This is a genomic window from Myroides odoratus, from assembly GCF_965118575.1.
In the GTDB taxonomy this organism is placed as follows: domain Bacteria; phylum Bacteroidota; class Bacteroidia; order Flavobacteriales; family Flavobacteriaceae; genus Flavobacterium; species Flavobacterium odoratum_B.
Window position 1 is genome coordinate 20,312 of sequence record NZ_CBCPHW010000005.1, and the last position, 25,265, is coordinate 45,576.

Sequence of the window (25,265 nt, forward strand, 5' to 3'; positions counted from 1 at the left end):
TTTCGTAATATAAATTGATTTTCAACAGACTATTTAATTTTATTCATTGTTAAAAATAAACTAATAAAAAGTTAATTATTTTTTAATAATAAAAAATAACAATTGAAAAATAAGTATATTTGTTTTTCAAATAAAAAGTAATCATGTATACTAATTTTATAAAAAAGGGAAAGAAGATAAACTTACATTCAATGTTGTGAGCAATTTCCTGTTTTTTATAAATACTAAAATAATAGAGGGGTTTGTCATCACGACAAGCCCCTTTTTTTATATCAATAAATATGAAAGTATTAAAGTTTGGTGGAACTTCTGTAGGAAGTCCTGAAAGATTCGAAAATTTGTGGTCAATTATTCAATCCCAGGTTACAAATAAACAGGTTGTTGTACTTTCTGCTGTAGCAGGTACAACCAACGCCTTGGTAAATATTGCAAATCTATATGCACAAGGGCAAGTACCGCAAGCGCGGAAAGCCATTCAAGAATTAAAAACGACCTATTGCGTTTTTGTAGCAACTCTTTTTGTTACCGAAAAAGGCATTGAAAAAGGCAAAGCGATTGTTAACGATCACTTTACTCTTTTAGATGAATTGGGTAATGATTTATTTACAATTGTAGAAGAACGCCTTGTTTTAGCGCAAGGAGAACTCCTATCGACAACCTTATTTCATTCGTATTTACAAGAAAAAGGAATTGCTTCAGTATTAATTCCAGCTTTAGATTTTATGCGATTGAATGAAGAGGGGGAGCCCGATTTGAATTATCTAAAACAGCAATTAGAAATACTGTTAGCTCGTTATTTAACAGGTCAGTTGTTCATTACGCAAGGCTATATTTGCAGGAATGCTTTTGGTGAGATTGACAATTTAAGACGGGGCGGATCAGACTATACGGCTTCTTTGATTGGAGCAGCCTTAGAAGTAGAAGAAATTCAAATTTGGACAGATATTGACGGATTTCACAACAATGATCCCAGGTATGTATCGAATACAAAACCAATTTCTCATTTGAGTTTTGAGGAAGCTGCGGAATTGGCCTATTTTGGAGCTAAAATCTTACACCCACAAAGTGTATTTCCCGCTCAGAAAGCGAATATTCCCGTGCGATTACTCGATACAATGAACAAAGAGGCGCTGGGAACGTTAATTTCTTCACAGTCGAATCATGCCGATGAAATTGTTGCGGTTGCTGCCAAGGATGCGATTACCGCTATTCGGATTCACTCTTCTCGTATGCTCTTAGCCTATGGATTTTTAAGACGTGTATTTGAAGTTTTTGAACGTTATAAAACACCAATCGATATGATAACAACTTCAGAAGTTGCGGTATCATTAACACTTGATGATCGAACGTATTTAAACGAAATTGTCAGTGAATTGAATTATTTTGGTGAAGTGGAGGTGGATGATAACCAATCGATTATTTGTATTGTGGGGGATTTTAAACGCAATAAAAATGGCTATGCAACGATTGTCGCAGAAGCAGTAAAGCACATGCCTATTCGCATGATCTCTTATGGGGGTAGTGAACATAATATATCTCTATTACTTCCTTCCAAATACAAAGTAGAAGCCCTTCGCTCTTTGCATAATCGCTTATTTTAATTCCTAGTAGACGTATGATTTCAACTGATATAATTGAACAATTTAAAAAGGAGGAAACTCCTTTGTATTATTATGATTTACCCTTGTTGCGAGAAACTATTTCTACGGCTAAAGCTGCCGCAGATCAATGGGGATACCATATTCACTATGCAATTAAAGCCAATGCTAACCCGAGAATACTCAAAGAGATTAGCGCGTTAGGATTAGGAGCAGATTGTGTAAGTGGCTTGGAAATTGAGCAGGCTGTGGATCATGGATTTAAATCCAAAGCTATTGTTTTTGCAGGTGTAGGAAAAACGGATAAAGAAATTCGAATCGCATTGAATCAAAATATAACAGCTTTTAATGTAGAATCATGGGAAGAGCTAGGTGTTATTGGAGCTATCGCGAAAGAAATGAATAAACAAGCTCCGATAGCTTTGCGTATTAATCCCAATATAGACGCCAAAACCCATCATTATATTACCACGGGATTAGATGAAAATAAATTTGGAATCCCAATGAATGAACTAGAAGGATGCATAACTTATATTCGCGAGAATCCTACTTCATTAGCTTTAGTGGGCTTACATTTTCACATCGGATCTCAAATTACGGATTGGCATGTTTTTAAACGACTTTGCCTCAAAGTGAATGAGTGGAATGCTTGGTTTATAGAAAAGGGAATTGTAGTTCCTATTTTAAATTTAGGCGGCGGATTAGGCATTAATTATGAAAATCCAGAGGGAGAACCCATCGTCGATTTTGTTGCGTTCTTTGCCATTTTTGGCCAGTTTTTGGAACCAAGACCCGAGCAGCAAATTCACTTTGAATTAGGGCGATCTTTGGTTGCGAATTGTGGGAACTTAATTAGTCGAGTGTTGTATATTAAAAACGGAGTAAATAAAAATTTTGCTATTCTAGACGCAGGAATGACAGAACTCTTGCGTCCCGCATTATATCAAGCGTATCATCAAATAGATTGTTTAGCCCCTTCGAATAAACAAGTAGAACAAATTACACCCTATGATGTGGTAGGGCCAATATGTGAAAGTAGTGATTGTTTTGGCAAGAATGTATTACTCCCAAAATTGGTTAGAGGAAACCTACTCGCTATTCGTTCAGCAGGAGCTTATGGCGAAGTGATGTCTTCCAGGTATAACTTGCGCCAAGCGCTGAATTATTATTTTAAAGAATAAATACTTTTGTAGTAGATATTAAAAATACTTTGTTAAATTTGGTTGAAACAAAATAGAACTTTAATTTAATTACAAGTAAGATGAAATTAGGAGATATCGACGTAGCAGGAGAATTAATCGATTTAAACTTTCAATTATTAAGAACACAAATCTTATTAGAAGAAGTTTTAAAACACAATGCAGAAACCTTAAAATTACCTTCACCAGAAGCAATGACTGAAATTAATGAGTTTGCCTTGCAATCTATTCAAAAGAAATTTCCAAATATGAATATCGCTAAAAGAGACGAAGATCAACTTAAAGCGGAATAATGAATACAAAAAAAGTCGTGATTTAATCACGACTTTTTTTGTATTACGTACAAGGAGCAGAATTCCAATTGGTATGACCTCGTCCTTCCCAACATTGATAACTCTGCTTAATTTGAGTTACCTGATAGTGACCCTCTTTCATTTTAAGGGTCATAACTATTTTTTTAGCTTTCATTGAATCGTCATTTAAACCATCTTCAACTAAAGTAACTATTGTTAGTGATGAATTTGACATCTGTAAAACAGTGATATCATAGGTGTATTTTCCTTCTGAATCTTGACTTTCAGGCGCATAAAGGCGCATAATATCTTCAACAGAAGTTAATTTTTTTCGTTTAACTGTTTCATTTAGCTTATCTAGTATGTCTTGCTTCATCGGTTCAAATTCTTCAATAGTAGAAGTAATTTTAGATTGATCTACAGGAGCGCTCTTTTCTACATCAATAGGATTGGATGCCGCTTTTTGCTTACAACCAATCACGCTTAATCCAATAAATACAAGGCCGAAGTAATAAAATAATCTGTTCATAGCTAAATAGTTAAGATTTTACTCTTATAAATATATAGAAAAAAAACAGAATATTGTATTTTTTTTTCAAATTATCAGCAATTGAGCTGATATTTGTTTAGTAATCTAGTGAATAACCTAAGGAAACAGCATTGATTAAATACCGATTTCAAACTGCATTCTGAAATACCAATTATTCTTACTTGAACCTTGATGGAAATCTAATTTATCATAAGTAAGCTCTGCTTGAAGTTTAAAAGCATGTTCCCATAAATATTTGGTTACGCCTAACGTAAATTCAGTTGTATTTGGTAAGTTTAATTGCTCATACAATTGCGTTTTCATTTTTTGAGTAGATACACGACCAATAAATTCATAATTACTCGGAAATAAATAGCTTAATTGATAATCCAGACCGTGACCTGCATAAACATATCTATTGTGTGTTTTTCCATCCAAATCAATACTATAAGTAATTGCATCCTCTACATTTCTATTCATGAAAGAGATCATCCCTGCCCATCCATCATACTTTAAGATGGCATCGGCCATGATAGAATTGAAATTTCTAGGTTCATATAATTCTGTACCGGTTTGGCCTTGTGAATTCTCGGCATTGTTGTTGTGAGAAAAAGTACCTGCAAGCATTAATTTAGGCTTAGCTTCTCTTGCAAGATCTCCTTCAAAATAGGCACCATTATTTTTAAAACTTCCTAAAGGAAATAATTCTACCCTCCCAGTTAAAGCATAACTATCACTTTCAGAACCTTGATAGTTTCGACCATGTCCAGTTGAAACGGCCGTTTTAATGATATAGCCAAATTTGTCTTTTCTCTCTTGGTGATAGTAAGCCTGAAGACCAAAATCGCGATCAATATTAAACTTAGCATTGTTAATAGAGCGATCGGTTAACTGTAAGGCTCCTGATGAATTTATACGTTGTCTATTTCCAGGTAGTTTCGTCTGCCCAAAGATAAAACTCCAGTTTTCATTAGGACGATAGGTCATTGCTGCATCTCGTATAATATTAACTGATTCACCTTCAACGGTTTTTCCCATGTCTTTGGGTGCAAAGGACAATTGAATGACATACAAAAATTTAGGATTTCCCACATAACCATCGAAACGCAAACGCAAACGCCTTATTTCCCCTTCATATTTCATTTTATCGCCTTCATTGTCTATAAAACTCAATCTGTTTTGCATGCGGAAACGCAAGTTTAATTGAAAAATACTGTCAGCTGAAGTGATTCCTACGCCTTTACCAAAATTGTAATAGGGTAATTGTGCCAGTTTGACATCGTTCGATTTTGTTTCAATTTTCTGTGCTATTGCGTTAAAAGAAAGTAACGTCAATATTAATAAATAGATTTTTTTCATTTGTTGGTGTGTTGAATTTGCAAAAATAAGATTAGTTTTGTTTCCACATTTATATCGTTGTTATTGAAATGTAAGTACAATGTTATTAAATGGTTAACTAAAGATAGTAAAGAAAACAGCATGTCATATATTGGATATCATTTTACAGTAGAACCCTTAGTCCCTGGCGTAGAGATTCTTATCGCTGAATTAGGAGAAAAAGCATTTGAAAGTTTTGAAGAAACAGCAATTGGAATGAGTGCGTATGTACAGAAAGTGTTATGGACCGAGGATATTTTAGAGGATATTTTTGTTTTACAATCCGATCAATTTACCATTACGTATCGAAAAGAAGAAATTGAACAAGTAAATTGGAACGAGGAATGGGAGAAAAATTTTAATCCTATTGATGTAGAGGGTATCTGTTATATTAGAGCTCCTTTTCATGAAAAAACACAGGCGAAATACGATATTGTAATTGAACCTAAAATGAGCTTTGGAACAGGACATCATGAAACAACCTATATGATGGTTCGCCAAATTCTAGCGAATGATATGCAAGATAAGGTAGTGCTGGATATGGGATGCGGTACAGCTATTTTAGCTATCCTAGCAGCAATGCGCGGAGCAAAACAAGTAGATGCGATTGATATTGATAATTGGTGTTATTTGAATTCTATGGAAAATGTTTCCCGCAATGCATGTACAACGATTGAGGTATTTGAAGGAGATGCTTCTATTTTGGTTGGAGAACCAAAATATGATGTAGTACTAGCGAATATTAATCGAAATATTCTGTTGAATGATATGGATAAGTATATCAGAACCATGAAAGAAAACGCGGAGATTTATTTCAGTGGATTTTATACAGAAGATATCTCAAGCATTAAAAAAGCAGCAGAAGAAAAAGGTTTAACCTTTGAAAATCAGTTAGAAAAAAATAATTGGGTATCTTTGAAGTTTAAAAAAAGTTAGTCATTGTATTAAAATTTTGATAGCATGAGTACAAAGGAAATAGTAAAAGAAAAAATCGATGTATCAGAATTAGTAAGCGGTCAAAGTGAAATTATCTTGTATAATGATGATGTGAATACCTTTGATCATGTAATAGATACGTTAATTAAAGTATGTGACCATACTGCGGAACAAGCGGAACAATGTGCTATGTTAGTACATTATAAAGGAAAATGTACCGTAAAGACTGGAGAATTTAAACAGTTGAAACCACAATGCTTGCAGCTGTTAGATGCAGGGTTAAGTGCTGAAATACAATAAGAAGGGAGCTAATTGCTCCCTTTACTTTTAAAATGAGATCCTATAAATGTTCGTATAGAATTTCCTCTATTAATTTGTAACTGGTTTAACCAGTTTTGCTTTTCTTTTAATTCGAGGGTATTTTCATTCCGTTGCTTGAGTTTTTCAAGCAGCCGTTTCTTCGCTAATTTTTTGTTTTGATGTTGAGAACGGCTATCCATAGCCACAAGTTGTAAACCTGAAGGGATATGGATTATACGTATAGCAGAACTAACTTTATTTACATGCTGTCCACCCACACCTGAAATGCGAATCGGTTGATAAACTAAATCTTTTTCCTCCACTACCTAGCTTTTTTCTTCTGGAAACGTTTCAAAAATACCCATGTACCAATTTTTTCGCTTGTGCTTCAAGCGAAATGGACTGTGACAAATCCATTGTATGCAACCTAACCAAGATTGAATAAAAGCAGTTAACTTCGGTTCATCCTCCTTTATTAATTCAATGAATACAGAATCAGAGGTCTGATCTACTTGAGGTGAATAAAGAGCAACTATTTTTTGTTTAGCTGCTTCTTTGACCAATATAACGGCAATTTTAGAAACAGCAAAGACGCATTCTGCGGGGTCCTCTTTCTGATGTAATTTGTATGATTCGCTTCATTTTTATTTATCCATTCTTACAAATTTTGGCGTAAATGTACCGAGTATTTTTACTAAATCTTCTTGTGCTCGCATCACGGCCTGAATATCTTTATACGCCATAGGTGCTTCATCAACGCTTCCACCAATTAATTGTACGCTAGCTTCTTTTAAAGCCGTTTTAATATCGCTCTTGGTAAATTTGTTTTTACAAGCATTTCTTGAGTGCAAGCGACCTGCTCCATGAGAAGCAGAATTTAGGCTTGCTTCATTGCCCAAACCTTCAACGATAAATCCATTGGTAGTCATTGATCCTGGAATAATTCCCAGTTGACCCACAGCCGCAGGAGTTGCTCCTTTGCGATGTACAATCAGCTCTTTGCCATCAATACTTTCTTTCCACGCAAAATTGTGGTGATTCTCAATGGTAAAAGCAATTTGCTTTCCTAAAGCTTTCGCAATTCTTCGATGAATATCATCGTGGCAGGCTTTCGCATAGTCACCTGCTAAATTCATTGCTAACCAATATTCTTGTCCATCGTGTGTATTCAGGTCTAACCAGGCTAAATGCTGTGCATTACTTGGTAGAGGACACTGCTTTGTTGCTAAATAGGTATAGTGTTTGGCAATATTGGCCCCCAATCCTCTAGAACCACTATGGGATAAAACAGCAATATAATCGCCAGGAATTAATTTCCATTCTGGCTTTGTTTCTGTTAAACGAACTATTCCAATTTCAACAAAGTGATTCCCACTACCTGAAGTTCCCAATTGTTTGTATGCTTTATCTAATAAACCTTTGACGAAAGGGATATCCTTAAATTCATCGCGATAAAACACCTCATGATCTACTTTGTTTTGATGAGTTTCATACATGCCAAATTTAGTTTGCTCAGATAAAATGTTGAGCAATTGGTAATCTTTACCTTTGATGAAATTAGCCGGAAGATTGAAAACAGATAAACTCATTCTGCATCCGATATCTACACCAACGCCATAAGGAATAACGGCATTACGAGTGGCTAAAACGCCACCAATGGGCAGTCCATAACCATAATGCGCATCAGGTAGTAAGGCTCCTGCTTCTGCAACGGGTAATTTTAAGGCTGTATATAATTGATATTTAGTTTGTTCATCTATCGCATCTTCACCAAATATGGAAAAACGGGCTCGCGTATGATTCAATTCATGTCGTTTAATTTCAACTTGTTTGACCATACTTTCAGCGACTTTACCCCAAATACCATCACCTAAAAAGGCATCGGGTGTTTGTAAGATTTGTTTAGCTTCTTTTAATATAGCTTCTTTACTCTCTTTTTTCTTGTATCGGCTAATTATGCCTAAAGCAATATTGATTGTGTTATTTTGGGGAAAACCAATGTGTATAAGGTCTTTCCCTGAGATTTTCCTTCCCATAATATTTTGTTTAATTGACGATAAGAACAACCCTAACAAAAGAGTTGTATAAATAGGTTGGCTGTTGAACCAACGGGTCAATTCGGGTTTTCTGTAAAGGGTCCGGAATAAACAAAAAAAAGCCCGAATTTAAATCTTCGGGCTTTTCATATATAAAGTAACTGATTTTACTACAAAGAAGTACCACGAAGATACACGCAAGCACGCTGTGCTAGTGTGAACAATGCTGAAGTATAATTTAGTACAAACATTTTTTCTTCGTTTTTAATAATTAGAACTATTTGAATGCAAATTTTGCAAAAACTTTTTGATATAACCAAATAAATACAAGAATTATATTTTTTATACAAAAGAAAGGAGTCAAATTGACTAGGAGTAAAATAGAAGTACAGCGATACATATTAAGTTATTGCTGTTGTGAAGTTTTGTCTATTTTTGTAAAAAAATAAATACAATGAAAAAGTTAGTAGGATTACTTATAGCAATTGGTTTTATGTTTCAATCGTGTGTTACAACGGAAGAAATAACGGTAAAGAAAGCAGGAGACCTAACGTATACGATGGATATGGATTTTTCTGAATTACTTCAGGCAATGCCCAATGCAAATAATACCATGTCTAAAGATATGAAATCGGCATTGAACTTAATTAATGGAGAAGAATTATCGATTGAGCAAGTATTAGATCTTAGTTTATTAGAAAGCAAAAACCCAGAACAAAAGAAAGATAGTATTTTAAAGGCTAATCCCAATTTATTAAAAAACACAGAAAACTTGCGTTTAAGAGTTAGAATGAACGATTCTATTGGAAATATTGCTTTGAAGATTGTTGCTAAAAACGCAAAGGATTTAAATACGTCCTTGATGAATCTAACTGAATTAAAGTCTTTAGGAAGTGGTCAAACTAAACAATTAGATGCACCAGAGTTTGTAAAAAACTCTAAATTTGAATCGAGTAAAAAGTCGTTTCAACGCAAAGTAGAGCTTAAACCCAATGAAGTAGAAAAATCACTAGGCGAAATGGGACAAATGGCAGCCATGTTTACTTACAAAATAAAAGTAAATTTTGAGGTACCTATCAAATCCGTTTCTTATCCAGATGCTTTAATTGCACAAGATGGAAAGTCCTTTGTAAAAACATTTAAAATGTCGGATATTATCGCTAATCCCAAAGTATTGGAATATAAAGTAGAATTAAAATAAAAAAGAAAGAGCTTGATGTTAATCAAGCTCTTTCTTTTTTATAGTTTATTCATGTTTCCAGCTAAAGCTTCAATGAATTTGCCAATAGGGCCTTTTACCATCATGGCCATCATCGGATTGAAGTTGCCTTCAAAATGAAGTTGGATCTCTGTATTTGTAGCATCTATTTCAGTGATATTGCCTATTAAAGTAAAAGGTAATTTATCACTTGCCGCACCTAAAACAATTTTAGAGTTAGGTGTTTGCTCTTTTTTCTTTAATTTGATTTCAGGCATTCCCTTTAAAGCAAAGATGAATGAATCATCACCAGTTACTTCAAATTTAGCGATAGAGTCAGGCATTAGTTTCTCAAAGTTTTTAACTTCGGATAATGCATTAAATATATATTCAGCGGATTGCGCTACTTGTACTTTTGGACTTTCTAATTGCATAGTTTTATTTCTTTAGTTATTGATTCCATTCGGATGGATTAATTCTCCATTCTTGAAGTGTTTCTAAATCAGAAGCAGAAATATAATTTTGTTTTACTGCATTTTCTAATAAAGAAGAATAAGTACTCAAGGTAGTTAATTCAACGCCAGCATTTGCAAAGTTGTCTTTCGAAATTTGAAATTCATAGGTAAAAATAGCGGCCATACCTAAAATTTCAGCTCCATTTTCTTTTAAAGCTTCAACAGCTTGTAGGCTACTTTTACCTGTACTGATCAAATCTTCTATGACAACCACCTTTTGACCTGCTTCTAATTGACCTTCAATTTGATTTTGTCTTCCGTGTTTTTTCGGCTCTGGACGTACATAAACGAAAGGTAATTCTAAGGCTTCGGCAACTAATAAACCAATCCCAATCGCTCCAGTTGCTACACCTGCGATCACATCAGGCATACCATATTTGCTTACAATGTGCTTTGCAAATTCCTCTTTTAGATATTTTCTTACCTCAGGAAATGACAAGGTAATGCGGTTATCACAATAAATAGGTGATTTCCATCCAGAAGCCCATGTAAAAGGATTTTTAGGATTTAATTTAATTGCGTTAATTTGCAGAAGTAATTCGGCAGTTTGTTGAGCTGTTTCTTTAGTAAAAATCATAATACAAATGTATAAAGTTTTTGTAAACGATAAACCGTTGTTTCTAACTGATAAAATTGAGAAAGAAACCGATTTTCAGTTGTTCTTGTTAGACAGTGTTGATATTGACAAAATTATCATTAAATATTTTCAAAATAAAATTGATAAGGCATTTTTATATCATCCAGATGAAAAAGCAATGATGAAAAGGTTAAAAGAAAAAATTCCTGTACAAAAAGCGGGTGGAGGAGTTGTGTTTAATCAAGAAGGAAAAGTACTCTTCATTAAAAGAAATGGCAAATGGGATTTGCCAAAAGGAGGAGTTGAAAAATATGAAGATATTGAAGATACAGCTGTGAGAGAAGTAGAGGAAGAAACCGCAGTAGGACAATTAAAAGTAATTAAAAAATTGCCTAAAACGTATCATGTATTTAAGCGCAATGGCAAGTATCGATTAAAAATTACCAGTTGGTTTGAAATGACCACCACCTATCAAGGAGATTTAATAGGACAAGTAGAAGAAGGAATAGAAGAAGTGGTTTGGTTTGATAAGCAACAAATCAAAGAGGCGATGTCAAATTCCTACGAAAATATTAAACTTTTAGTAGAAGAAGCAGGTTTGCTAAATGAATAAAAAATGTCGCCTTTTTGAGGCGACATTTTTTTATATTCTCACAGGTTGAGGTACTAACTTGGTGTAATCTCCATGGTTGCGAATTACATCCCGTACGATACTAGAACTGATAAAAGAGGTACTTGCAGCTGTAAGCAAGAAAACCGTTTCTATTTTAGTCAAGAATCGATTGGTATGGGCAATTGCCTTTTCAAATTCAAAATCAGCAGGATTGCGCAATCCTCTTAAGATAAATTTTGCGTTTTTTTGATGACAAAAATCCGTTGTTAGTCCTTGGTAGGTTTCTACTTTTATCTTCGGTTCATCCGCAAATGTCTTTTCAATAAAAATCTTGCGTTCTTCTAAACTAAACATGTATTTTTTATCGGAATTGACACCTATCGCAATAATAATCTCATCAAAAAGAGGTAAAGCTCTTTTTATTATATCATAATGTCCATTGGTTATAGGATCAAAGGATCCGGGAAAAACGGCTCTTCTCATACTTTTGTGGATTTATTTATGTAAAGCTAAGTGTAGGGCATTGCCAAACAAATCAGCAAGTGAAATATTGGCTTCAGCTGCTTGTTGAGGTAAAATACTAGCCCTTGTTAAACCAGGAACGGTATTCATTTCTAGTAAAAAAGGAGTGTCACCTACAATAATAAATTCACTTCTCGAAAAACCATCCATTTTTAGAATGCGATAGATTTTGATAGCAATGTCTTCTATTTTTGCCTTAATTGTATCATCAATTCTAGCAGGTGTTATTTCTTGTGATTTACCCAAGTATTTGGCTTCGTAATCAAAAAAGTCATTCTCACTTACAATCTCTGTAATGGGTAAGACAATTACTTCCCCTTTGTAATTAATGACCCCAACAGAAACTTCCGCGCCTTTTAAAAAACTCTCAATGAGAATTTCATTGTCTTCTTTATAAGCCACGTCAATCGCTTGTACCAGTTCTTCTGTAGTATGAGCCTTTGAAATCCCAAAACTAGAGCCTGAGCGATTAGGCTTGACAAAACAAGGCAACCCAACGCGTTGAATAATAGCTTCTGTATTGATGTCGTCTCCTTGATTCAAATAATAAGAAATGGCTGTTTTGATACCATACGGTTTTAAAACAGATAACATATCTCTTTTATTCATTGTCAAGGCTGCTTGATAAGCATTACAAGAAGTATGAGGCATTTCTATTAATTCAAAATAAGCCTGTAATAAACCATCTTCTCCTGGCGTACCATGAATAGCGTTAAAAACAACATCAAAGGTTATTTTTTGTCCCTTATACACAACTGAAAAATCATTTTTGTCTATAGGGAATTCCTCGTTTTGTTCATCTACATATACCCATTTATCACGAAAAATATGGATTTTATAAGGCGTATATTTTGTGCGATCCAACGTGTCAAATACAACTTGACCACTTTGTAGTGAAATTTTATATTCACTTGAATAGCCTCCCATAATTATTGCTACGTGCTTCATATATCAAAGAGATTGAGGTTAGATTTATAAAAGAATTATTTCAAACAAATTTATAATAAAACACAGAAACAAAAAACCTTTTCGATTTTATATCTTTGTAAAAAATTTATCCCTATGAAATTAGTTCAGTTTTTTAAAAGTAAGACCTTCTTAGTATCATTAGCTATGGCTTTGGTAATTTTTATTGTTGGCGTAGTAGGCTTGTTGAAATGGTTGAAAGTAACAACAAACCACGGGCAACACATAGAAGTACCAAACTTAGTAAAGCTAGATGCATTTCAGGCAGAACAAACTCTAAATCAAAAAGATTTGCGTATGGTTGTGTTAGATACGTTGGACTATAATAAAAATTACCCGCCATTAACCGTGCTTGAACAAGACCCTATGGCTGGTTCGAATGTGAAAGAAAATAGAAAAGTTTACGTTAAAATTAATGCTTCGGGGTATGGAAAAGTAATTTTACCAGAATTAGAACAATTGACTTATAGACAGGCAAGTTCTACAATTGCCTCAATGGGATTGAAAGAAGGAACTAAATCCTATGCTACATTTATCGGTAAAGATGTTGTTTTGGAAATTTACCAAAATGGAAGAAAGTTGAAAAAAGGAGATTTAGTGGTTAAAAACTCAAAAATAGATTTTGTATTAGGTGACGGAAAAGCGGGACTTTCAGCAGAACAACTTGATATAGCACCTAATATTGATTAAGAAAAAGTAATTATGCAAGAAAATGTAAATGAAGTGTTCGATGATTTGGGAGAAGAATTATATGAGCATTTTCGATTTGAAGCAGGAAAAGGACAAGCGCCTTTACGTGTAGATAAATTTTTGATGAACTTAGTTGAAAACGCAACGCGTAATAAAATTCAACATGCGGCATCGAATGGAAATATTTTTGTAAATGATGTGGCTGTAAAGTCTAATCATAAGGTAAAAGCATTAGACGTAGTTCGCGTTCTAATGAAGCAACCGCCTTTTGAAAATATTATTATTCCAGAGAATATCCCTTTAAATATTATTTATGAGGATGATGCCTTATTGGTTATCCACAAAGAACCAGGTTTAGTTGTACATCCAGGACATGGAAATTATACGGGTACATTAGTGAATGCACTGGCGTACCATTTTGAGAACCTGCCTTTAAATAGCAGTGAACGACCTGGATTGGTACACCGTATTGATAAAGATACAAGTGGATTACTTGTGGTTGCTAAAACAGAATGGGCTATGACTGAGTTGCAACGTCAATTCGCAGAAAAAACAACAGAAAGAGAGTATGTTGCTTTAGTTTGGGGAAATGTTGTTGACGAGGAAGGAACTATTGAAAGTTATATTGGCAGACACGTAAAAGACCGTATGCAAATGGCGGCTTATGAAGAAGAAGAAAAAGGAAAATGGGCCGTTACTCACTATAAAGTTTTAGAGCGTTTTGGTTATGTTACCTTAGTTTCATGTCGTTTAGAAACGGGACGTACGCACCAAATTAGAGTTCACATGAAATATATAGGACATACGCTTTTTAACGATGAACGCTATGGAGGTAATTTAATCCTAAAAGGAACAACTTTTACTAAATACAAACAATTCATAGAAAACTGTTTTCAGCGTTTACCAAGACAAGCACTTCATGCTAAAACACTTGGTTTTGAACATCCTGTAACAAAAGAATACGTTCGATTTAGTTCAGAAGTCCCAGAAGATATGATGGCTTGTATTGAAAAATGGAGAGTTTATTCGCAAAATTCCACACTTGAGTTAGAATAAAAAAAAACCACAAATTTAAATTTGTGGTTTTTTTAGCTATAGAAATGAATCTATAGTAAGGTTTTTTCCTAAAAAAAAAGGTATTTTTGAGGTTTACTAAACAATTGTAAAAAGAAAACCTATTCGCTTTACTATTGGTATAGCTATGTTCAGAGAATCCATGGAAAATCAGTTTAAAAAACATATTGAATCAAATTTTGTTGAATTAAAACAAGACCCTCTTTTACTAGCCGTTAGTGGAGGAATAGACAGTGTTGTACTCTTGCATTTATGTCATAGAATAGGACTTAATGTAGCTATTGCGCACTGTAATTTTCATTTAAGAGAAGAGGATAGTAATCTTGACCAGAAGTTTGTCGAAGGATTGGGGACTCAGTTGAAAGTGCCTTTTTTTGTAAAAGAATTTGACACACAATACTACGCAACAGAAAAAAAAGTATCGATTCAAGTTGCAGCAAGAGAACAGCGATATCAATGGTTTGAAGAAATTTTGAAACAAAAAAAATATCAATACCTACTGACAGCGCATCATTTAGATGATTCAATGGAAACGTTTTTTATTAATTTTTCTAGAGGTACAGGAATTGACGGACTTTTGGGGATTCCTGAAAAAACAACGTATATTCGGCGGCCATTGTTAGTGTTTACACGTGAAGATATTGAACAGTACGCTAGTAAAAATCAATTGGTATGGCGAGAAGATTATACCAATGCACAAACAAAATATTTGCGAAATAAGATAAGAAAAAATATCTTGCCTGTTTTTAAGGAAATAAATAGCCATATAGATCAATCTTTTCAACAGACGATTGCGTTTCTTAAGGATACCAATCAAATGAGTGAAGATGCAAGTAAAATGATGTTTGAGAAGATTGTTATCAAACAAGGGGAAGATTTGCTATTCCCTTTAAAAGAATTAAACGAATTGTCTCGACCGAAAGCTTATTTGTATAAATGGTTGGAACCCTATGGTTTTAAAGCCTGGAATGATATTTCAGATTTAATAAAAGCAGAAACGGGAAAGAGAATTCTATCAGAAAATTACTGTTTAAGTAAAGATCGCGGCTATTTGTTATTGCGATTAAAAAGTAAAATACAGGAAGAGGTAGAAGATTTTTATTATTTACACGAGAACCAAACAATAAAACAACCCATAAATTTAACAACAACAAATTATGAAAGACTTAAAATTGAAATAACGGCAGATCCGCTATGTGCTTATCTTGATCGAGATAAATTACAGTTTCCGCTTAGTATTCGCAAACCTAAAAAAGGAGACTATTTTGTGCCCTTTGGTATGAAAGGGACCAAAAGAATTTCTAAATATGTAAAAGATGAGAAAATGAACCAAATTGAAAAAGAAAATATTTGGTTGTTATGCTCTGGTGATACTATTGTATGGATTATTGGAAATCGAATGGATGAACGATTTAAAGTAAGAAATACAACTATTAATGTTTTAAAAATTAAATTAACAGTATGAATAAATTAGCTTATTTGCTATTTTTCTTTGTATCTATTTTTACTGTTCAAGCGCAGATGATGAAAAATCCTGCCCAATGGACAACTAAAATTGAAAAGAAATCAGATACCGAATTTACCATTACTTGGAACGGTATTATTGAAGAAGGATGGCATATGTACTCTCAATATACAGCCGAGGGAGGGCCACTGCCAACTGAATTTATATATAATAATATAGATGGCAATTATGTCCTTGTCGATAAGGCGAAGGAGAGTGAAACCAAAACAGTTTATAACGATATTTTTGAAGTGGATGAAACCTACTTTGTAGGCCCCGTTCAATTAGTACAAAATATCAAATTGACTAATTTAGAAATTCCAAATATTCAAGTGGAATTGGGCTATCAAGTTTGTAAAGATGTTTGTATTAGTCAAAGTAACTTATTTGTCTATGATTTAAAAACCTTGCAAGCAACAGAAGTTTCGAATTTCGAAGCTTATGAAACGAAAACGGCAGCTACAACAAAAAGCGAATCAGATAAAACAGATGCTACAGCACTAACAACTCCTAAATCAGAAGATAAAAAGGGATTGTTTACTATTTTTATTCTGGCTTTTTTCTCTGGATTTGCAGCTTTGTTAACGCCTTGTGTGTTTCCTATGATTCCAATGACCGTAAGCTTTTTTACCAAACAAAGTAAAACACGTGCCAAAGGAATTAAAAACGCTATTATTTACGGCTTATCTATTATTTTGATTTATGTTATTTTAGGAACAATTGTAACCGCTATTTTCGGAGCAGATTCCTTAAATGCTTTATCAACGAATGTTTATTTCAATATTATTTTCTTCCTGTTATTGGTTATTTTTGCAACGTCTTTCTTGGGAGCATTTGAAATTATGTTACCCAATTCATGGGCCAATAAAGTTGATTCACAAGCAGATAGAGGAGGTATAATAGGCATCTTATTTATGGCTTTAGCTTTAGCTATTGTGTCTTTCTCTTGTACAGGACCTATTGTTGGAACTTTATTAGTGGAAGCTGCATCAAAAGGTGGAATAGCTCCTATTGTAGGAATGCTTGGCTTTTCTTTAGCCTTAGCTCTTCCTTTTATGCTGTTCGCTATGTTTCCAGGCTGGTTAAACTCAATGCCACGCTCAGGAGGTTGGTTGAATACCATCAAAGTTTCCTTAGGGTTCTTAGAATTGGCGTTAGCTTTCAAATTTTTATCAAATGCAGATCTTGTGTTACAAGCGCATTGGTTGGAAAGAGAAGTGTTTTTAGCGATTTGGATAACCATTTTTGGCGTATGGGCCTTGTATTTATTTGGTAAAATTAGATTACCTCATGATAGTCCAATGGAAAGTATTTCTGTAGGACGTTTATTTATGGCCTTATTCGTAACTACGTTTACCATTTACCTAGTACCAGGTTTATGGGGTGCACCTTTAAAAATTATTTCAGGTTTTCCTCCTCCAATGACGTATTCAGAAAGTCCTTATGGAGTTGGCGGTAAAGGGGGCCCTGGTGGCGCCTCAACTGCGGAAGTCTTACCTGAAGGCGCAAAGTATGGCGCACATGATATCATCGCTTTTACAGACTATGAAAAAGGGATGGCTTACGCTAAATCAGTTAACAAACCGATATTGCTTGATTTTACAGGATTTGCCTGTGTGAATTGCCGTAAAATGGAAGATTATGTTTGGTCTGATCCAGCTATTTTATCACTTTTGAAACAAGAAGTGGTATTAATTTCCCTGTACGTGGATGATAAAAAAGAATTGCCTGAAAATGAGCAGTATATTTCTGAAACTACAGGAAAAAAAATAAAAACGATTGGAAATAAATGGAGTGATTTTCAAATGAAAAACTACCATGCAAATGCGCAACCTTATTATATCATACTCAGTAACGAAGAGCAACGTTTATCTGAACCTGTGGGGTATACACCCGATGTGGAAGAATATAAATCTTGGTTAGAAGGTGGTATTCAAAAGGTAAAATAGAGAAACAAAAAAAAAGCGATTGAATTTCAATCGCTTTTTTTGGTTTATTTTAAGAGTAAATCACGGTATTAATTAATAAATTGGATGCATTAAAAATTTAGTGCACCATTTAATAAATATAAGGATGATAAAAAAGTTTATTGTTACAAGTTTAGTTGTGTTTGCGTTATCAACGATGGACGCACAAGTTAAAACTCCTCCAACGAGTACAAAATCAGAAGTACACCAAGGGGTGGGATTAACGAATATCAATATCGATTATTCAAGACCTAATATGCGCGGACGCTTAGTGTTTGGAGATTTAGTTCCTTATGGACGCTTATGGCGAACTGGTGCAAATATGAATACAGTAGTAACTTTTGAAAATGATGTAGAAATTGACGGGAAAACACTTAAAAAAGGTTCGTACGCAATTTATACCATTCCCAAAGTAGAAGAGTGGGAAGTTATTTTTTATAAAGAAACAAATAATTGGGGGTTGCCAGAAAAATGGGATGAAACTAAAATCGCTTTATCCACGAAAGTAAAAGTACAAAACTTAGATCGCAAATTTGAAACATTTACCATTGCGGTAAATAACGTGAATATTGATTATGCTGATTTGGAAATTATGTGGGAGAAAACACTTGTTCCTGTGCGTTTTAAAGTTCCAACGGATCAGCTAGCAATGGAAAGTATTACTGAAACTTTTGATGGTCCTAAGGTGGTAGATTATTATGCAGCAGCTGAGTATTTCTATTTAACGGGAAAAGATTTAGCTAAAGCATTAGGATGGATTGATCAAGCTATTGCGAAGTCAGGAGAAAAAGTACCTTATTATTTTGTTCGACTTAAATCTCAAATTCAAGCTAAAGCAGGGGATAAGGTAGGAGCTGTAGCTACGGCAAAGGTAGCTTTAACATTAGCAGAAAAAGCGAATAATCAGGATTATGTAAAAATGAATAAAGATGCCATTAAGGAATGGTCAAAAGCAATTTAAAAAGAGAATTTTTACTCTCTTTTTACTTTTTTAACTTTTCATTTTTAATTCTATTACTTTACCTTTGTCTCTTAACAACACAATCGAAATGATACTTACAGAACTGAATGCTATATCGCCTATTGATGGGCGTTATAGAAGTAAAACCCAAGCATTAGCACAATATTTCTCTGAAGAAGCTCTTATTAAGTATAGAGTTTTGGTTGAGGTGGAATATTTTATTGCTTTATGTGAATATGGTATTCCACAACTCAGTGGTATTTCTCCTGATTTATTTCCAGAATTAAGAAAATTATATAAAGATTTTACAGCAGAAGATGCGCTTTGGATTAAGGAAAAAGAAAAGATAACAAATCACGATGTGAAAGCGGTAGAATACTTTATTAAAGAAGCTTTCGATCGTTTAGGATTAGAAAAATATAAAGAATTTATCCATTTTGGATTGACTTCTCAAGATATCAATAATACCTCAATTCCTTTGCTTACAAAAGAAGCATTTCAAGAGGTATATATGCCTTTATTTCTTTCTTTAGTAAATAAACTAAAAGAATTAAGTCAGGAATGGATGGATGTACCTATGTTAGCAAGAACGCATGGTCAACCTGCCTCTCCTACGCGTTTAGGTAAAGAAATTGCTGTATTTGTACAACGTTTAGAAGAGCAGTTGCGCTTGTTAAACAATGTTCCTTTTGCAGCTAAGTTTGGTGGAGCTACTGGGAATTTTAATGCTCACTTTGTAGCCTATCCTAAAAACGACTGGAAACAATTTGGAGAAGATTTCGTGGAGTTGAGTCTTGGTTTGAAGTATTCTTTCCCTACAACGCAAATTGAACATTATGATCATTTTGCTGCATTTTTTGATGCATTGAAACGAATTAATACTATTTTGATTGATTTAGATCGTGATATTTGGACGTATGTTTCAATGGAATACTTTAAACAGAAAATTAAAGCAGGAGAAATAGGCTCTTCAGCTATGCCACATAAAGTAAATCCAATTGATTTTGAAAATTCAGAAGGAAATTTAGGTATTGCCAATGCTATTTTTGAACACCTATCAGCCAAACTTCCTCTATCTAGATTACAACGCGATTTAACAGATAGTACGGTTTTAAGAAATGTAGGTGTACCTATAGGGCATACACTTATTGCTTTTGAAGCTACCTTAAAAGGATTGAATAAATTGCTTTTAAACGCGGATAAATTTGCAGAAGATTTAGAGAAAAACTGGGCGGTTGTGGCAGAAGCAATTCAAACGATTTTGAGAAGAGAAGGCTATCCGAATCCATACGAAGCACTAAAAGATTTGACGCGTACTAACACCGGAATCAATAAGGAATCTATTCACAATTTTATTGAAACACTTGCAGTAAGTGATGCAATTAAAGCAGAATTAAAACAAATCACACCTAGTACTTATTTAGGTATTAAATAAAGAAACGAAATAAAATAAAAAAGCCACTATTGAAAAATAGTGGCTTTTTTTAGGTTTAAAATTGATTAAATTGAATCAATAATTGTATTTAAAGTTGTACTTGGACGCATTGCTTTTATTGTAGCTGCTGCATTTGTTTGATAGTAACCACCAATTTCTTGTGCTTTTCCTTGAGCGCCAATTAACTCTGCATTAATTGTAGCTTCATTTTCAGCCATAGTTTTAGCAATAGGTGCAAATTTAGCTTTTAATTCTGCATCTTTGGATTGAGCTGCTAATGCTTCTGCCCAATACATCGCCAAGTAGAAGTGTGATCCGCGGTTGTCAATAGATCCAACTTTACGAGCTGGTGACTTGTCATTATCTAAAAATTTGGCTGTTGCTTCATCTAATGTTTCAGCTAATACCAAAGCTTTTGCATTGTTTTGTGTTTGACTTAAGTGCTCAAAAGAAGCGCCTAAGGCTAAGAACTCTCCTAGAGAATCCCAACGCAAATAGCCTTCTTCAATAAATTGTTCGATGTGTTTTGGAGCAGATCCACCTGCACCAGTTTCAAATAATCCACCTCCGTTCATTAAGGGAACAATAGAAAGCATTTTCGCAGAAGTACCTACTTCTAGAATAGGAAATAAATCCGTTAAGTAATCGCGTAATACATTTCCTGTTACAGAAATTGTATCTAATCCTTGGCGAATTCGATCTACAGAAAATTTTGTTGCTTCAATTGGACTTAAAACGCGGATATCTAAACCAGTTGTATCATATTGTTTCAAGTATTCATTTACTTTTTTGATTAGCTCTCTGTCATGTGCTCTATTTTCATCTAACCAGAAAATAGCTGGTGTTTCAGATAAACGCGCACGGTTAACCGCTAATTTAACCCAGTCTTGAATAGGAGCATCTTTTGTTTGACACATTCTGAAAATATCTCCTTTTTCAACGCTCTGTTCAAAGAATACAGTATTGTTTTCATCAGAAACACGAATGACTCCATTAGCCTCTGCTTGGAACGTTTTATCGTGTGAACCATATTCTTCTGCTTTTTGAGCCATAAGCCCTACGTTTGGAACAGATCCCATGGTTGTAGGGTCATACGCACCATTCACTTTACAGTCTTCGATTACCGTTTCGTATACCCCTGCATAGCAACGGTCTGGAATAATAGCTAACGTATCTTGTGGCTTACCTTCTTTGTTCCACATTTGTCCTGATGTACGAATCATAGCTGGCATAGAAGCATCTACAATAACATCCGATGGAACGTGTAAGTTTGTGATTCCTTTATCTGAATTAACCATGGCAATTGCAGGTCCATTTGCTATTGCTGTATCGATTGCTGCTTTTACTTCGGCCTCTTGAGCATGTCCAGCTAGTTTAGCATACAAATCACCTAAACCATTGTTAGAACTAATACCTAAGTCTGCAAATAAAGCTGCATATTTACTGTAAACATCAGCAAAGTATCCTTCTACTACAGCACCAAAAATGATAGGGTCAGATACCTTCATCATTGTCGCTTTTAAGTGCGTAGAAAATAATATATTTTTAGCTTTAGCTTCTTCTTTACATTCAGAAACAAAAGCTTTTAATTTATTTAAATTTAATACAGTTGAATCAATTACTTCTCCTTGTAAAAGTGAAGCATAATCCTTTAGTAATTTAGTAGAACCATCACTGCCAATAAATTCAATTTTGAATTTAGCATTTTTAGCAACAGTTACTGATTCTTCACTTCCATAAAAATCACCATCCGCCATAGATACTACTTTTGTTTGCGAAGTACTAACCCAAGCTCCCATTGAATGGGGATGCTTTTTAGCGTAGTTTTTAACCGCTTTTGGCGCTCTACGGTCAGAATTACCTTCACGTAATACTGGATTTACAGCAGATCCTAAAATTTTAGCATATTTTGCTTTGATTTCTTTCTCTTCATCAGTTTTAGGCTCAGCAGGATAGTTAGGTACTGCGAATCCATGGGCTTGAAGTTCTTTTATAGCCGCATTTAACTGAGGAATAGAAGCAGAAATATTCGGTAATTTAATAATATTGGCTTCCGGACTTTTTGCTAGTTCTCCTAATTCGGTTAATGCATCGCTAATTTTTTGTTCTTCTTTTAAATACTCAGGGAAATTTGCTAAAATACGTCCAGCTAAAGAAATATCTCTTGTTTCTACATCAATACCCGCTGTTTTAGCAAAAGCCTCTACAATCGGCAAAAAAGAATACGTAGCTAACATCGGAGCTTCGTCCGTAAACGTATAAAGGATTTTAGAATTCTGTGTCATTTTTGTTAGATTTAAATGATAACAATACTACAATTGTTTTATTTGTTGCGTCTAAAACATTGAAATTATAAAGCAAATATACTCATAAGCATTGAAAAAAACTTGCTAATTCAGTGATATAACAATAGAATTGTTAAGTTTATAATCTGTATAAGGAAAATTGCTTTATTGTTATTTTTGAGGGATTAAAAAAGTAATATTACTAAAAAAGGCCAACCTATAGGTTGGCCTTTTTGGAGTTGTATCTCGTTATTTTATATTTAAAAGTTTTTTCCACCACGGACGGGCATCTTCTTGGACATTGTGCCCATAGCCATAGCCATAGCCATAGCCATAACCATAACCGTATCCGTAGCCACCATATCCTCTCATGGTTATTGTGTCGTTTAAGATAATAGCCATGTTTTTCAATTTTCCTTCTCTATGTAAATCGGTAGGAAGTTTCAACATACGTTTATCTAGATAATTCGCTCTTGTTACATAGATAAAAGTATCTGCAAATTTACTAACTAACAAGGTATCTGTAACTAAACTAACGGGTGCAGTATCAACAATAATATAATCATATTCTGCTTTTAGCTTGGTAAACATAGTTTGAATAGCATCCCCCATTAATAACTCAGCAGGGTTTGGTGGAATTGTTCCAGCAGGTAAAGCGAAAAGATTCTCGTAACCTTCAATTTTTACAATAAATTGATCGATGTCAACATTTTTTCTTAATAAATAATCGGAAACTCCTTTAGAAGGTAAAGACAAGTAATCATCTAACCTAGGGTTACGCAAATCCATACCAATTAAAAGGGTTCTTTTTCCCGAAAGAGCTATAGTTGCTGCCAAGTTTACAGAAGTAAATGTTTTTCCTTCTTTCGGAAAGGTAGAGGTTAAGAATATTGTTTTTGCTGTTCCCTCTTTCACTTTTCCAAGCATGAACTCTAAGTTTGTGCGAATGATACGCAACGCTTCGGCAGAACTTGATCTACTCGATAAATCAATGATGTTCTCATGATCATCAGAGTGAGGAATATCACCTAGATAAGGAACATCTGTGTTATTTTCGATATCTAAGCGGTTTTTAACTTTGGTATCTAATAATAAGCGCAAATAAATAATCACAAAAGGAATTAATCCACCCAAAATTAAAGCAGCTAATAAGATAATGGCTTTTTTAGGTGAAACCGGTTTATCTGAGCTTTTTGCTGAATCGATTACTTTTGCATTTAAATCAGTGGCTGCTAGAGTAATAGCCGTTTCTTCTCTTTTTTGGAATAGATAGAGGTAAATAGCTTCTTTTACCTTTTGTTGTCTATCAATAATTCTAAACTCCCTTTCTTGTCTTGGTACTTGAGATAATTTAGAACGCAATTCTTTCTCTTTGATTTCTAATTCTTTTTTAGAAATTTTCAATGAACTTTCTAATCGTATCAAACTAGTTAAGACGGAAGCTTTCATAGATGAAATCTGATCGTCTATTTTGATAACCGCAGGGTTTAAAGCTGTAGAGCTTGAACTAATTCGGTTGCGGTCTAGAACTAACGTATTATACTGATTGATTAACGTATTTGAATTAATATCCGAAGAGGTAATATTACTAGGTAGCAGCTCATTTTGCTTGCTGTTTTTTAAGAATTCGATTAAAGAAGAAACTACTTTTAATTCGGTTTCATTCTCAATGATTTGCTTGTCATATACATTGGCATTTTGTAAAAATAAGCCCAACTCTGTAGGAATATCCGTAATGCTGTTTTTTGATTTATACCCTTCAACCGATTTTTCTACATCGCTTAATTCATCCGTGATAAGCTTTAAACGGCTCTCAATAAATTCCGAAGTTTTTTCAGAAATATAACGTTTGTCTGCAACAGCAGCATCGTTGTATAGCGTAATCAAATTATCTAAATAATCAACTGCCTTTGCAGGAGTTGGACTTAATAAGGATAAATCAAGAATACTAGAAAACTTATCCGTAGGTGCAATTTGAACATTTTTGACAAAGTAGTCTGTCATTTGTTCTACCGGATAGATTTCGACAATAACATTGTTGATATGTTCATTGTCTTCTTTTTCTTCTTCTGTATCACTATTGAGCTTCTTTAAAGTTGAAACGGGTTTTGGTTGATTTTTAGTTACCACCAATTTACCTAAAATGGTTTCAACAGGCGTATTGTATTCAAAAGTGCCTAATTTGACTTTTTGTTGGTCAAAAAGAGTGAAAGAAGTATCTGTAATATCATTCACAAAAAAAGTATAACGTATTTGATCGAAATCAAATACACGTTCAATGAAATTAAAATCAATTGGACTATTGTTATACAGTTCACTATTAATTAAACGACCTTCATTGATATAGGAGATATTGAGTTGTAAACGGCGTACTGTTTTTTCAGCCAACGTTCGCGAAGATAAAATTTGCATTTCATTTTCAATATTACTCTTTCCACCCGTTAACATGCCTAAATCGGCAAAAGCAGAGAGTTCGGTAGAAATACCGCCGCCTCTTTTTTCGTCTTTGACAATAATCGTCGTATTGGCTTTGTACGTTTTTTCAGTATAGCGTAAGTATACAAAGGCGAGAACTAGAGTAATAAAAACACTTAAAACAAACCATCTCCAATGGACAATATATTTTTCTAATTCTTCTCGAATATTGATATTGACATTTTCACTATTGTCGAATTTTCCTTCCATTTTTT

General features: G+C 34.0%; 24 protein-coding genes. 13 read left to right on the forward strand and 11 right to left on the reverse strand.

Going from position 1 to position 25,265, the window contains the following annotated elements:
• Positions 1-281 precede the first annotated feature (281 nt).
• The 3 genes from ACMHJ2_RS05295 (at position 282) to ACMHJ2_RS05305 (ending at position 3,090) form a co-directional block, all read left to right on the forward strand.
• On the forward strand, positions 282-1,601 hold the full coding sequence (locus ACMHJ2_RS05295) for an aspartate kinase (protein ID WP_413511922.1): 1,320 nt from the start codon (positions 282-284) through the stop codon (positions 1,599-1,601).
• A gap of 14 nt (positions 1,602-1,615) precedes the next feature.
• The gene (gene lysA / locus ACMHJ2_RS05300) at positions 1,616-2,779 is read left to right on the forward strand and encodes a diaminopimelate decarboxylase (protein WP_413511923.1); all 1,164 of its coding nucleotides are present in this window, start codon (positions 1,616-1,618) and stop codon (positions 2,777-2,779) included.
• Between the two features lie 80 nt (positions 2,780-2,859).
• Positions 2,860-3,090 carry a hypothetical protein gene (locus ACMHJ2_RS05305; RefSeq protein ID WP_413511924.1) on the forward strand — a complete coding sequence of 77 codons (231 nt, stop codon included), beginning with the start codon at positions 2,860-2,862 and terminating at the stop codon, positions 3,088-3,090.
• A 43-nt stretch (positions 3,091-3,133) separates the two neighbouring features.
• On the opposite strand, the gene ACMHJ2_RS05310 is transcribed toward ACMHJ2_RS05305, so the two are convergent.
• Together ACMHJ2_RS05310 and ACMHJ2_RS05315 are read right to left on the reverse strand one after the other, a co-directional pair.
• A complete protein-coding gene (locus ACMHJ2_RS05310) occupies positions 3,134-3,619 on the reverse strand; it encodes a hypothetical protein (protein ID WP_413511925.1) in 486 nt (161 codons plus the stop codon).
• Positions 3,620-3,754: 135 nt separating this feature from the next.
• The gene (locus tag ACMHJ2_RS05315; RefSeq protein WP_413511926.1) at positions 3,755-4,978 is read right to left on the reverse strand and encodes a porin; all 1,224 of its coding nucleotides are present in this window, start codon (positions 4,976-4,978) and stop codon (positions 3,755-3,757) included.
• 120 nt (positions 4,979-5,098) lie between these two features.
• Between ACMHJ2_RS05315 and prmA the strand changes: the two genes are divergently transcribed.
• Entirely contained in the window at positions 5,099-5,932 is an 834-nt protein-coding gene (gene prmA, locus ACMHJ2_RS05320; protein WP_413511927.1) for a 50S ribosomal protein L11 methyltransferase, read from the forward strand.
• A gap of 24 nt (positions 5,933-5,956) precedes the next feature.
• A complete protein-coding gene (locus tag ACMHJ2_RS05325; protein WP_413511928.1) occupies positions 5,957-6,232 on the forward strand; it encodes an ATP-dependent Clp protease adaptor ClpS in 276 nt (91 codons plus the stop codon).
• Positions 6,233-6,240: 8 nt separating this feature from the next.
• On the opposite strand, the gene ACMHJ2_RS05330 is transcribed toward ACMHJ2_RS05325, so the two are convergent.
• The 3 genes from ACMHJ2_RS05330 to ACMHJ2_RS05340 form a co-directional block, all read right to left on the reverse strand.
• The gene (locus ACMHJ2_RS05330) at positions 6,241-6,555 is read right to left on the reverse strand and encodes a peptide chain release factor-like protein (RefSeq protein ID WP_413511929.1); all 315 of its coding nucleotides are present in this window, start codon (positions 6,553-6,555) and stop codon (positions 6,241-6,243) included.
• Positions 6,556-6,558: 3 nt separating this feature from the next.
• Positions 6,559-6,795 (reverse strand): hypothetical protein, encoded by a 237-nt coding sequence (locus ACMHJ2_RS05335; protein WP_413511930.1) that lies wholly within the window; start codon positions 6,793-6,795, stop codon positions 6,559-6,561.
• Between the two features lie 81 nt (positions 6,796-6,876).
• Entirely contained in the window at positions 6,877-8,268 is a 1,392-nt protein-coding gene (locus ACMHJ2_RS05340) for an RtcB family protein (RefSeq protein ID WP_413511931.1), read from the reverse strand.
• A gap of 454 nt (positions 8,269-8,722) precedes the next feature.
• Between ACMHJ2_RS05340 and ACMHJ2_RS05345 the strand changes: the two genes are divergently transcribed.
• Complete coding sequence (locus ACMHJ2_RS05345; RefSeq protein WP_413511932.1) at positions 8,723-9,469, forward strand: hypothetical protein; 747 nt, start codon at positions 8,723-8,725, stop codon at positions 9,467-9,469.
• Positions 9,470-9,507: 38 nt separating this feature from the next.
• Here the strand turns inward: ACMHJ2_RS05345 and ACMHJ2_RS05350 are convergent, their stop codons facing one another.
• Positions 9,508-9,900, reverse strand: a complete 393-nt coding sequence (locus ACMHJ2_RS05350; RefSeq protein ID WP_413511933.1) for an SRPBCC family protein — start codon at positions 9,898-9,900, stop codon at positions 9,508-9,510.
• A gap of 16 nt (positions 9,901-9,916) precedes the next feature.
• On the reverse strand, positions 9,917-10,558 hold the full coding sequence (gene pyrE / locus ACMHJ2_RS05355; protein ID WP_413511934.1) for an orotate phosphoribosyltransferase: 642 nt from the start codon (positions 10,556-10,558) through the stop codon (positions 9,917-9,919).
• A gap of 7 nt (positions 10,559-10,565) precedes the next feature.
• Between pyrE and ACMHJ2_RS05360 the strand changes: the two genes are divergently transcribed.
• Positions 10,566-11,171, forward strand: a complete 606-nt coding sequence (locus ACMHJ2_RS05360) for an NUDIX hydrolase (RefSeq protein WP_413511935.1) — start codon at positions 10,566-10,568, stop codon at positions 11,169-11,171.
• 30 nt (positions 11,172-11,201) lie between these two features.
• Here ACMHJ2_RS05360 and coaD read toward each other — a convergent pair whose 3' ends face one another.
• Both coaD and ACMHJ2_RS05370 read right to left on the reverse strand, forming a co-directional pair.
• Positions 11,202-11,654 (reverse strand): pantetheine-phosphate adenylyltransferase, encoded by a 453-nt coding sequence (coaD, locus tag ACMHJ2_RS05365; RefSeq protein WP_413511936.1) that lies wholly within the window; start codon positions 11,652-11,654, stop codon positions 11,202-11,204.
• A gap of 12 nt (positions 11,655-11,666) precedes the next feature.
• Positions 11,667-12,641 carry a D-alanine--D-alanine ligase gene (locus tag ACMHJ2_RS05370; protein ID WP_413511937.1) on the reverse strand — a complete coding sequence of 325 codons (975 nt, stop codon included), beginning with the start codon at positions 12,639-12,641 and terminating at the stop codon, positions 11,667-11,669.
• A gap of 114 nt (positions 12,642-12,755) precedes the next feature.
• Here ACMHJ2_RS05370 and ACMHJ2_RS05375 point away from each other — a divergent pair, with 114 nt between their 5' ends.
• The 6 genes from ACMHJ2_RS05375 (at position 12,756) to purB (ending at position 20,290) form a co-directional block, all read left to right on the forward strand.
• A complete protein-coding gene (locus ACMHJ2_RS05375) occupies positions 12,756-13,349 on the forward strand; it encodes a PASTA domain-containing protein (RefSeq protein WP_413511938.1) in 594 nt (197 codons plus the stop codon).
• Positions 13,350-13,361: 12 nt separating this feature from the next.
• Complete coding sequence (locus ACMHJ2_RS05380; protein ID WP_413511939.1) at positions 13,362-14,405, forward strand: RluA family pseudouridine synthase; 1,044 nt, start codon at positions 13,362-13,364, stop codon at positions 14,403-14,405.
• Positions 14,406-14,550: 145 nt separating this feature from the next.
• Entirely contained in the window at positions 14,551-15,888 is a 1,338-nt protein-coding gene (gene tilS, locus ACMHJ2_RS05385) for a tRNA lysidine(34) synthetase TilS (RefSeq protein WP_413511940.1), read from the forward strand.
• Entirely contained in the window at positions 15,885-17,876 is a 1,992-nt protein-coding gene (locus tag ACMHJ2_RS05390; protein ID WP_413511941.1) for a protein-disulfide reductase DsbD family protein, read from the forward strand. Before tilS ends, ACMHJ2_RS05390 begins: the two co-directional genes overlap by 4 nt.
• A gap of 124 nt (positions 17,877-18,000) precedes the next feature.
• Positions 18,001-18,855 (forward strand): DUF2911 domain-containing protein, encoded by an 855-nt coding sequence (locus ACMHJ2_RS05395; protein ID WP_413511942.1) that lies wholly within the window; start codon positions 18,001-18,003, stop codon positions 18,853-18,855.
• An 88-nt stretch (positions 18,856-18,943) separates the two neighbouring features.
• Positions 18,944-20,290 carry an adenylosuccinate lyase gene (gene purB, locus ACMHJ2_RS05400; protein WP_413511943.1) on the forward strand — a complete coding sequence of 449 codons (1,347 nt, stop codon included), beginning with the start codon at positions 18,944-18,946 and terminating at the stop codon, positions 20,288-20,290.
• A 65-nt stretch (positions 20,291-20,355) separates the two neighbouring features.
• Here purB and ACMHJ2_RS05405 read toward each other — a convergent pair whose 3' ends face one another.
• Together ACMHJ2_RS05405 and ACMHJ2_RS05410 are read right to left on the reverse strand one after the other, a co-directional pair.
• A complete protein-coding gene (locus ACMHJ2_RS05405; RefSeq protein ID WP_413511944.1) occupies positions 20,356-22,575 on the reverse strand; it encodes an NADP-dependent isocitrate dehydrogenase in 2,220 nt (739 codons plus the stop codon).
• 249 nt (positions 22,576-22,824) lie between these two features.
• The gene (locus ACMHJ2_RS05410) at positions 22,825-25,260 is read right to left on the reverse strand and encodes a GumC family protein (RefSeq protein WP_413511945.1); all 2,436 of its coding nucleotides are present in this window, start codon (positions 25,258-25,260) and stop codon (positions 22,825-22,827) included.
• Positions 25,261-25,265: the final 5 nt, after the last annotated feature.

What these genes read in the sequence shown, in the direction of transcription:
- purB (WP_413511943.1), top strand. Translation starts at nt 18,944, where the DNA reads ATGATACTTACAGAACTGAATGCTATATCGCCTATTGATGGGCGTTAT.
- lysA (WP_413511923.1), top strand. Translation starts at nt 1,616, where the DNA reads ATGATTTCAACTGATATAATTGAACAATTTAAAAAGGAGGAAACTCCT.
- ACMHJ2_RS05375 (WP_413511938.1), top strand. Translation starts at nt 12,756, where the DNA reads ATGAAATTAGTTCAGTTTTTTAAAAGTAAGACCTTCTTAGTATCATTA.
- ACMHJ2_RS05360 (WP_413511935.1), top strand. Translation starts at nt 10,566, where the DNA reads ATGTATAAAGTTTTTGTAAACGATAAACCGTTGTTTCTAACTGATAAA.
- ACMHJ2_RS05345 (WP_413511932.1), top strand. Translation starts at nt 8,723, where the DNA reads ATGAAAAAGTTAGTAGGATTACTTATAGCAATTGGTTTTATGTTTCAA.
- prmA (WP_413511927.1), top strand. Translation starts at nt 5,099, where the DNA reads ATGTCATATATTGGATATCATTTTACAGTAGAACCCTTAGTCCCTGGC.
- ACMHJ2_RS05350 (WP_413511933.1), bottom strand. Translation starts at nt 9,900, where the DNA reads ATGCAATTAGAAAGTCCAAAAGTACAAGTAGCGCAATCCGCTGAATAT.
- ACMHJ2_RS05390 (WP_413511941.1), top strand. Translation starts at nt 15,885, where the DNA reads ATGAATAAATTAGCTTATTTGCTATTTTTCTTTGTATCTATTTTTACT.
- ACMHJ2_RS05395 (WP_413511942.1), top strand. Translation starts at nt 18,001, where the DNA reads ATGATAAAAAAGTTTATTGTTACAAGTTTAGTTGTGTTTGCGTTATCA.
- ACMHJ2_RS05310 (WP_413511925.1), bottom strand. Translation starts at nt 3,619, where the DNA reads ATGAACAGATTATTTTATTACTTCGGCCTTGTATTTATTGGATTAAGC.
- ACMHJ2_RS05305 (WP_413511924.1), top strand. Translation starts at nt 2,860, where the DNA reads ATGAAATTAGGAGATATCGACGTAGCAGGAGAATTAATCGATTTAAAC.
- ACMHJ2_RS05295 (WP_413511922.1), top strand. Translation starts at nt 282, where the DNA reads ATGAAAGTATTAAAGTTTGGTGGAACTTCTGTAGGAAGTCCTGAAAGA.
- coaD (WP_413511936.1), bottom strand. Translation starts at nt 11,654, where the DNA reads ATGAGAAGAGCCGTTTTTCCCGGATCCTTTGATCCTATAACCAATGGA.
- ACMHJ2_RS05340 (WP_413511931.1), bottom strand. Translation starts at nt 8,268, where the DNA reads ATGGGAAGGAAAATCTCAGGGAAAGACCTTATACACATTGGTTTTCCC.
- pyrE (WP_413511934.1), bottom strand. Translation starts at nt 10,558, where the DNA reads ATGATTTTTACTAAAGAAACAGCTCAACAAACTGCCGAATTACTTCTG.
- ACMHJ2_RS05325 (WP_413511928.1), top strand. Translation starts at nt 5,957, where the DNA reads ATGAGTACAAAGGAAATAGTAAAAGAAAAAATCGATGTATCAGAATTA.
- tilS (WP_413511940.1), top strand. Translation starts at nt 14,551, where the DNA reads ATGTTCAGAGAATCCATGGAAAATCAGTTTAAAAAACATATTGAATCA.
- ACMHJ2_RS05370 (WP_413511937.1), bottom strand. Translation starts at nt 12,641, where the DNA reads ATGAAGCACGTAGCAATAATTATGGGAGGCTATTCAAGTGAATATAAA.
- ACMHJ2_RS05380 (WP_413511939.1), top strand. Translation starts at nt 13,362, where the DNA reads ATGCAAGAAAATGTAAATGAAGTGTTCGATGATTTGGGAGAAGAATTA.
- ACMHJ2_RS05405 (WP_413511944.1), bottom strand. Translation starts at nt 22,575, where the DNA reads ATGACACAGAATTCTAAAATCCTTTATACGTTTACGGACGAAGCTCCG.
- ACMHJ2_RS05315 (WP_413511926.1), bottom strand. Translation starts at nt 4,978, where the DNA reads ATGAAAAAAATCTATTTATTAATATTGACGTTACTTTCTTTTAACGCA.
- ACMHJ2_RS05410 (WP_413511945.1), bottom strand. Translation starts at nt 25,260, where the DNA reads ATGGAAGGAAAATTCGACAATAGTGAAAATGTCAATATCAATATTCGA.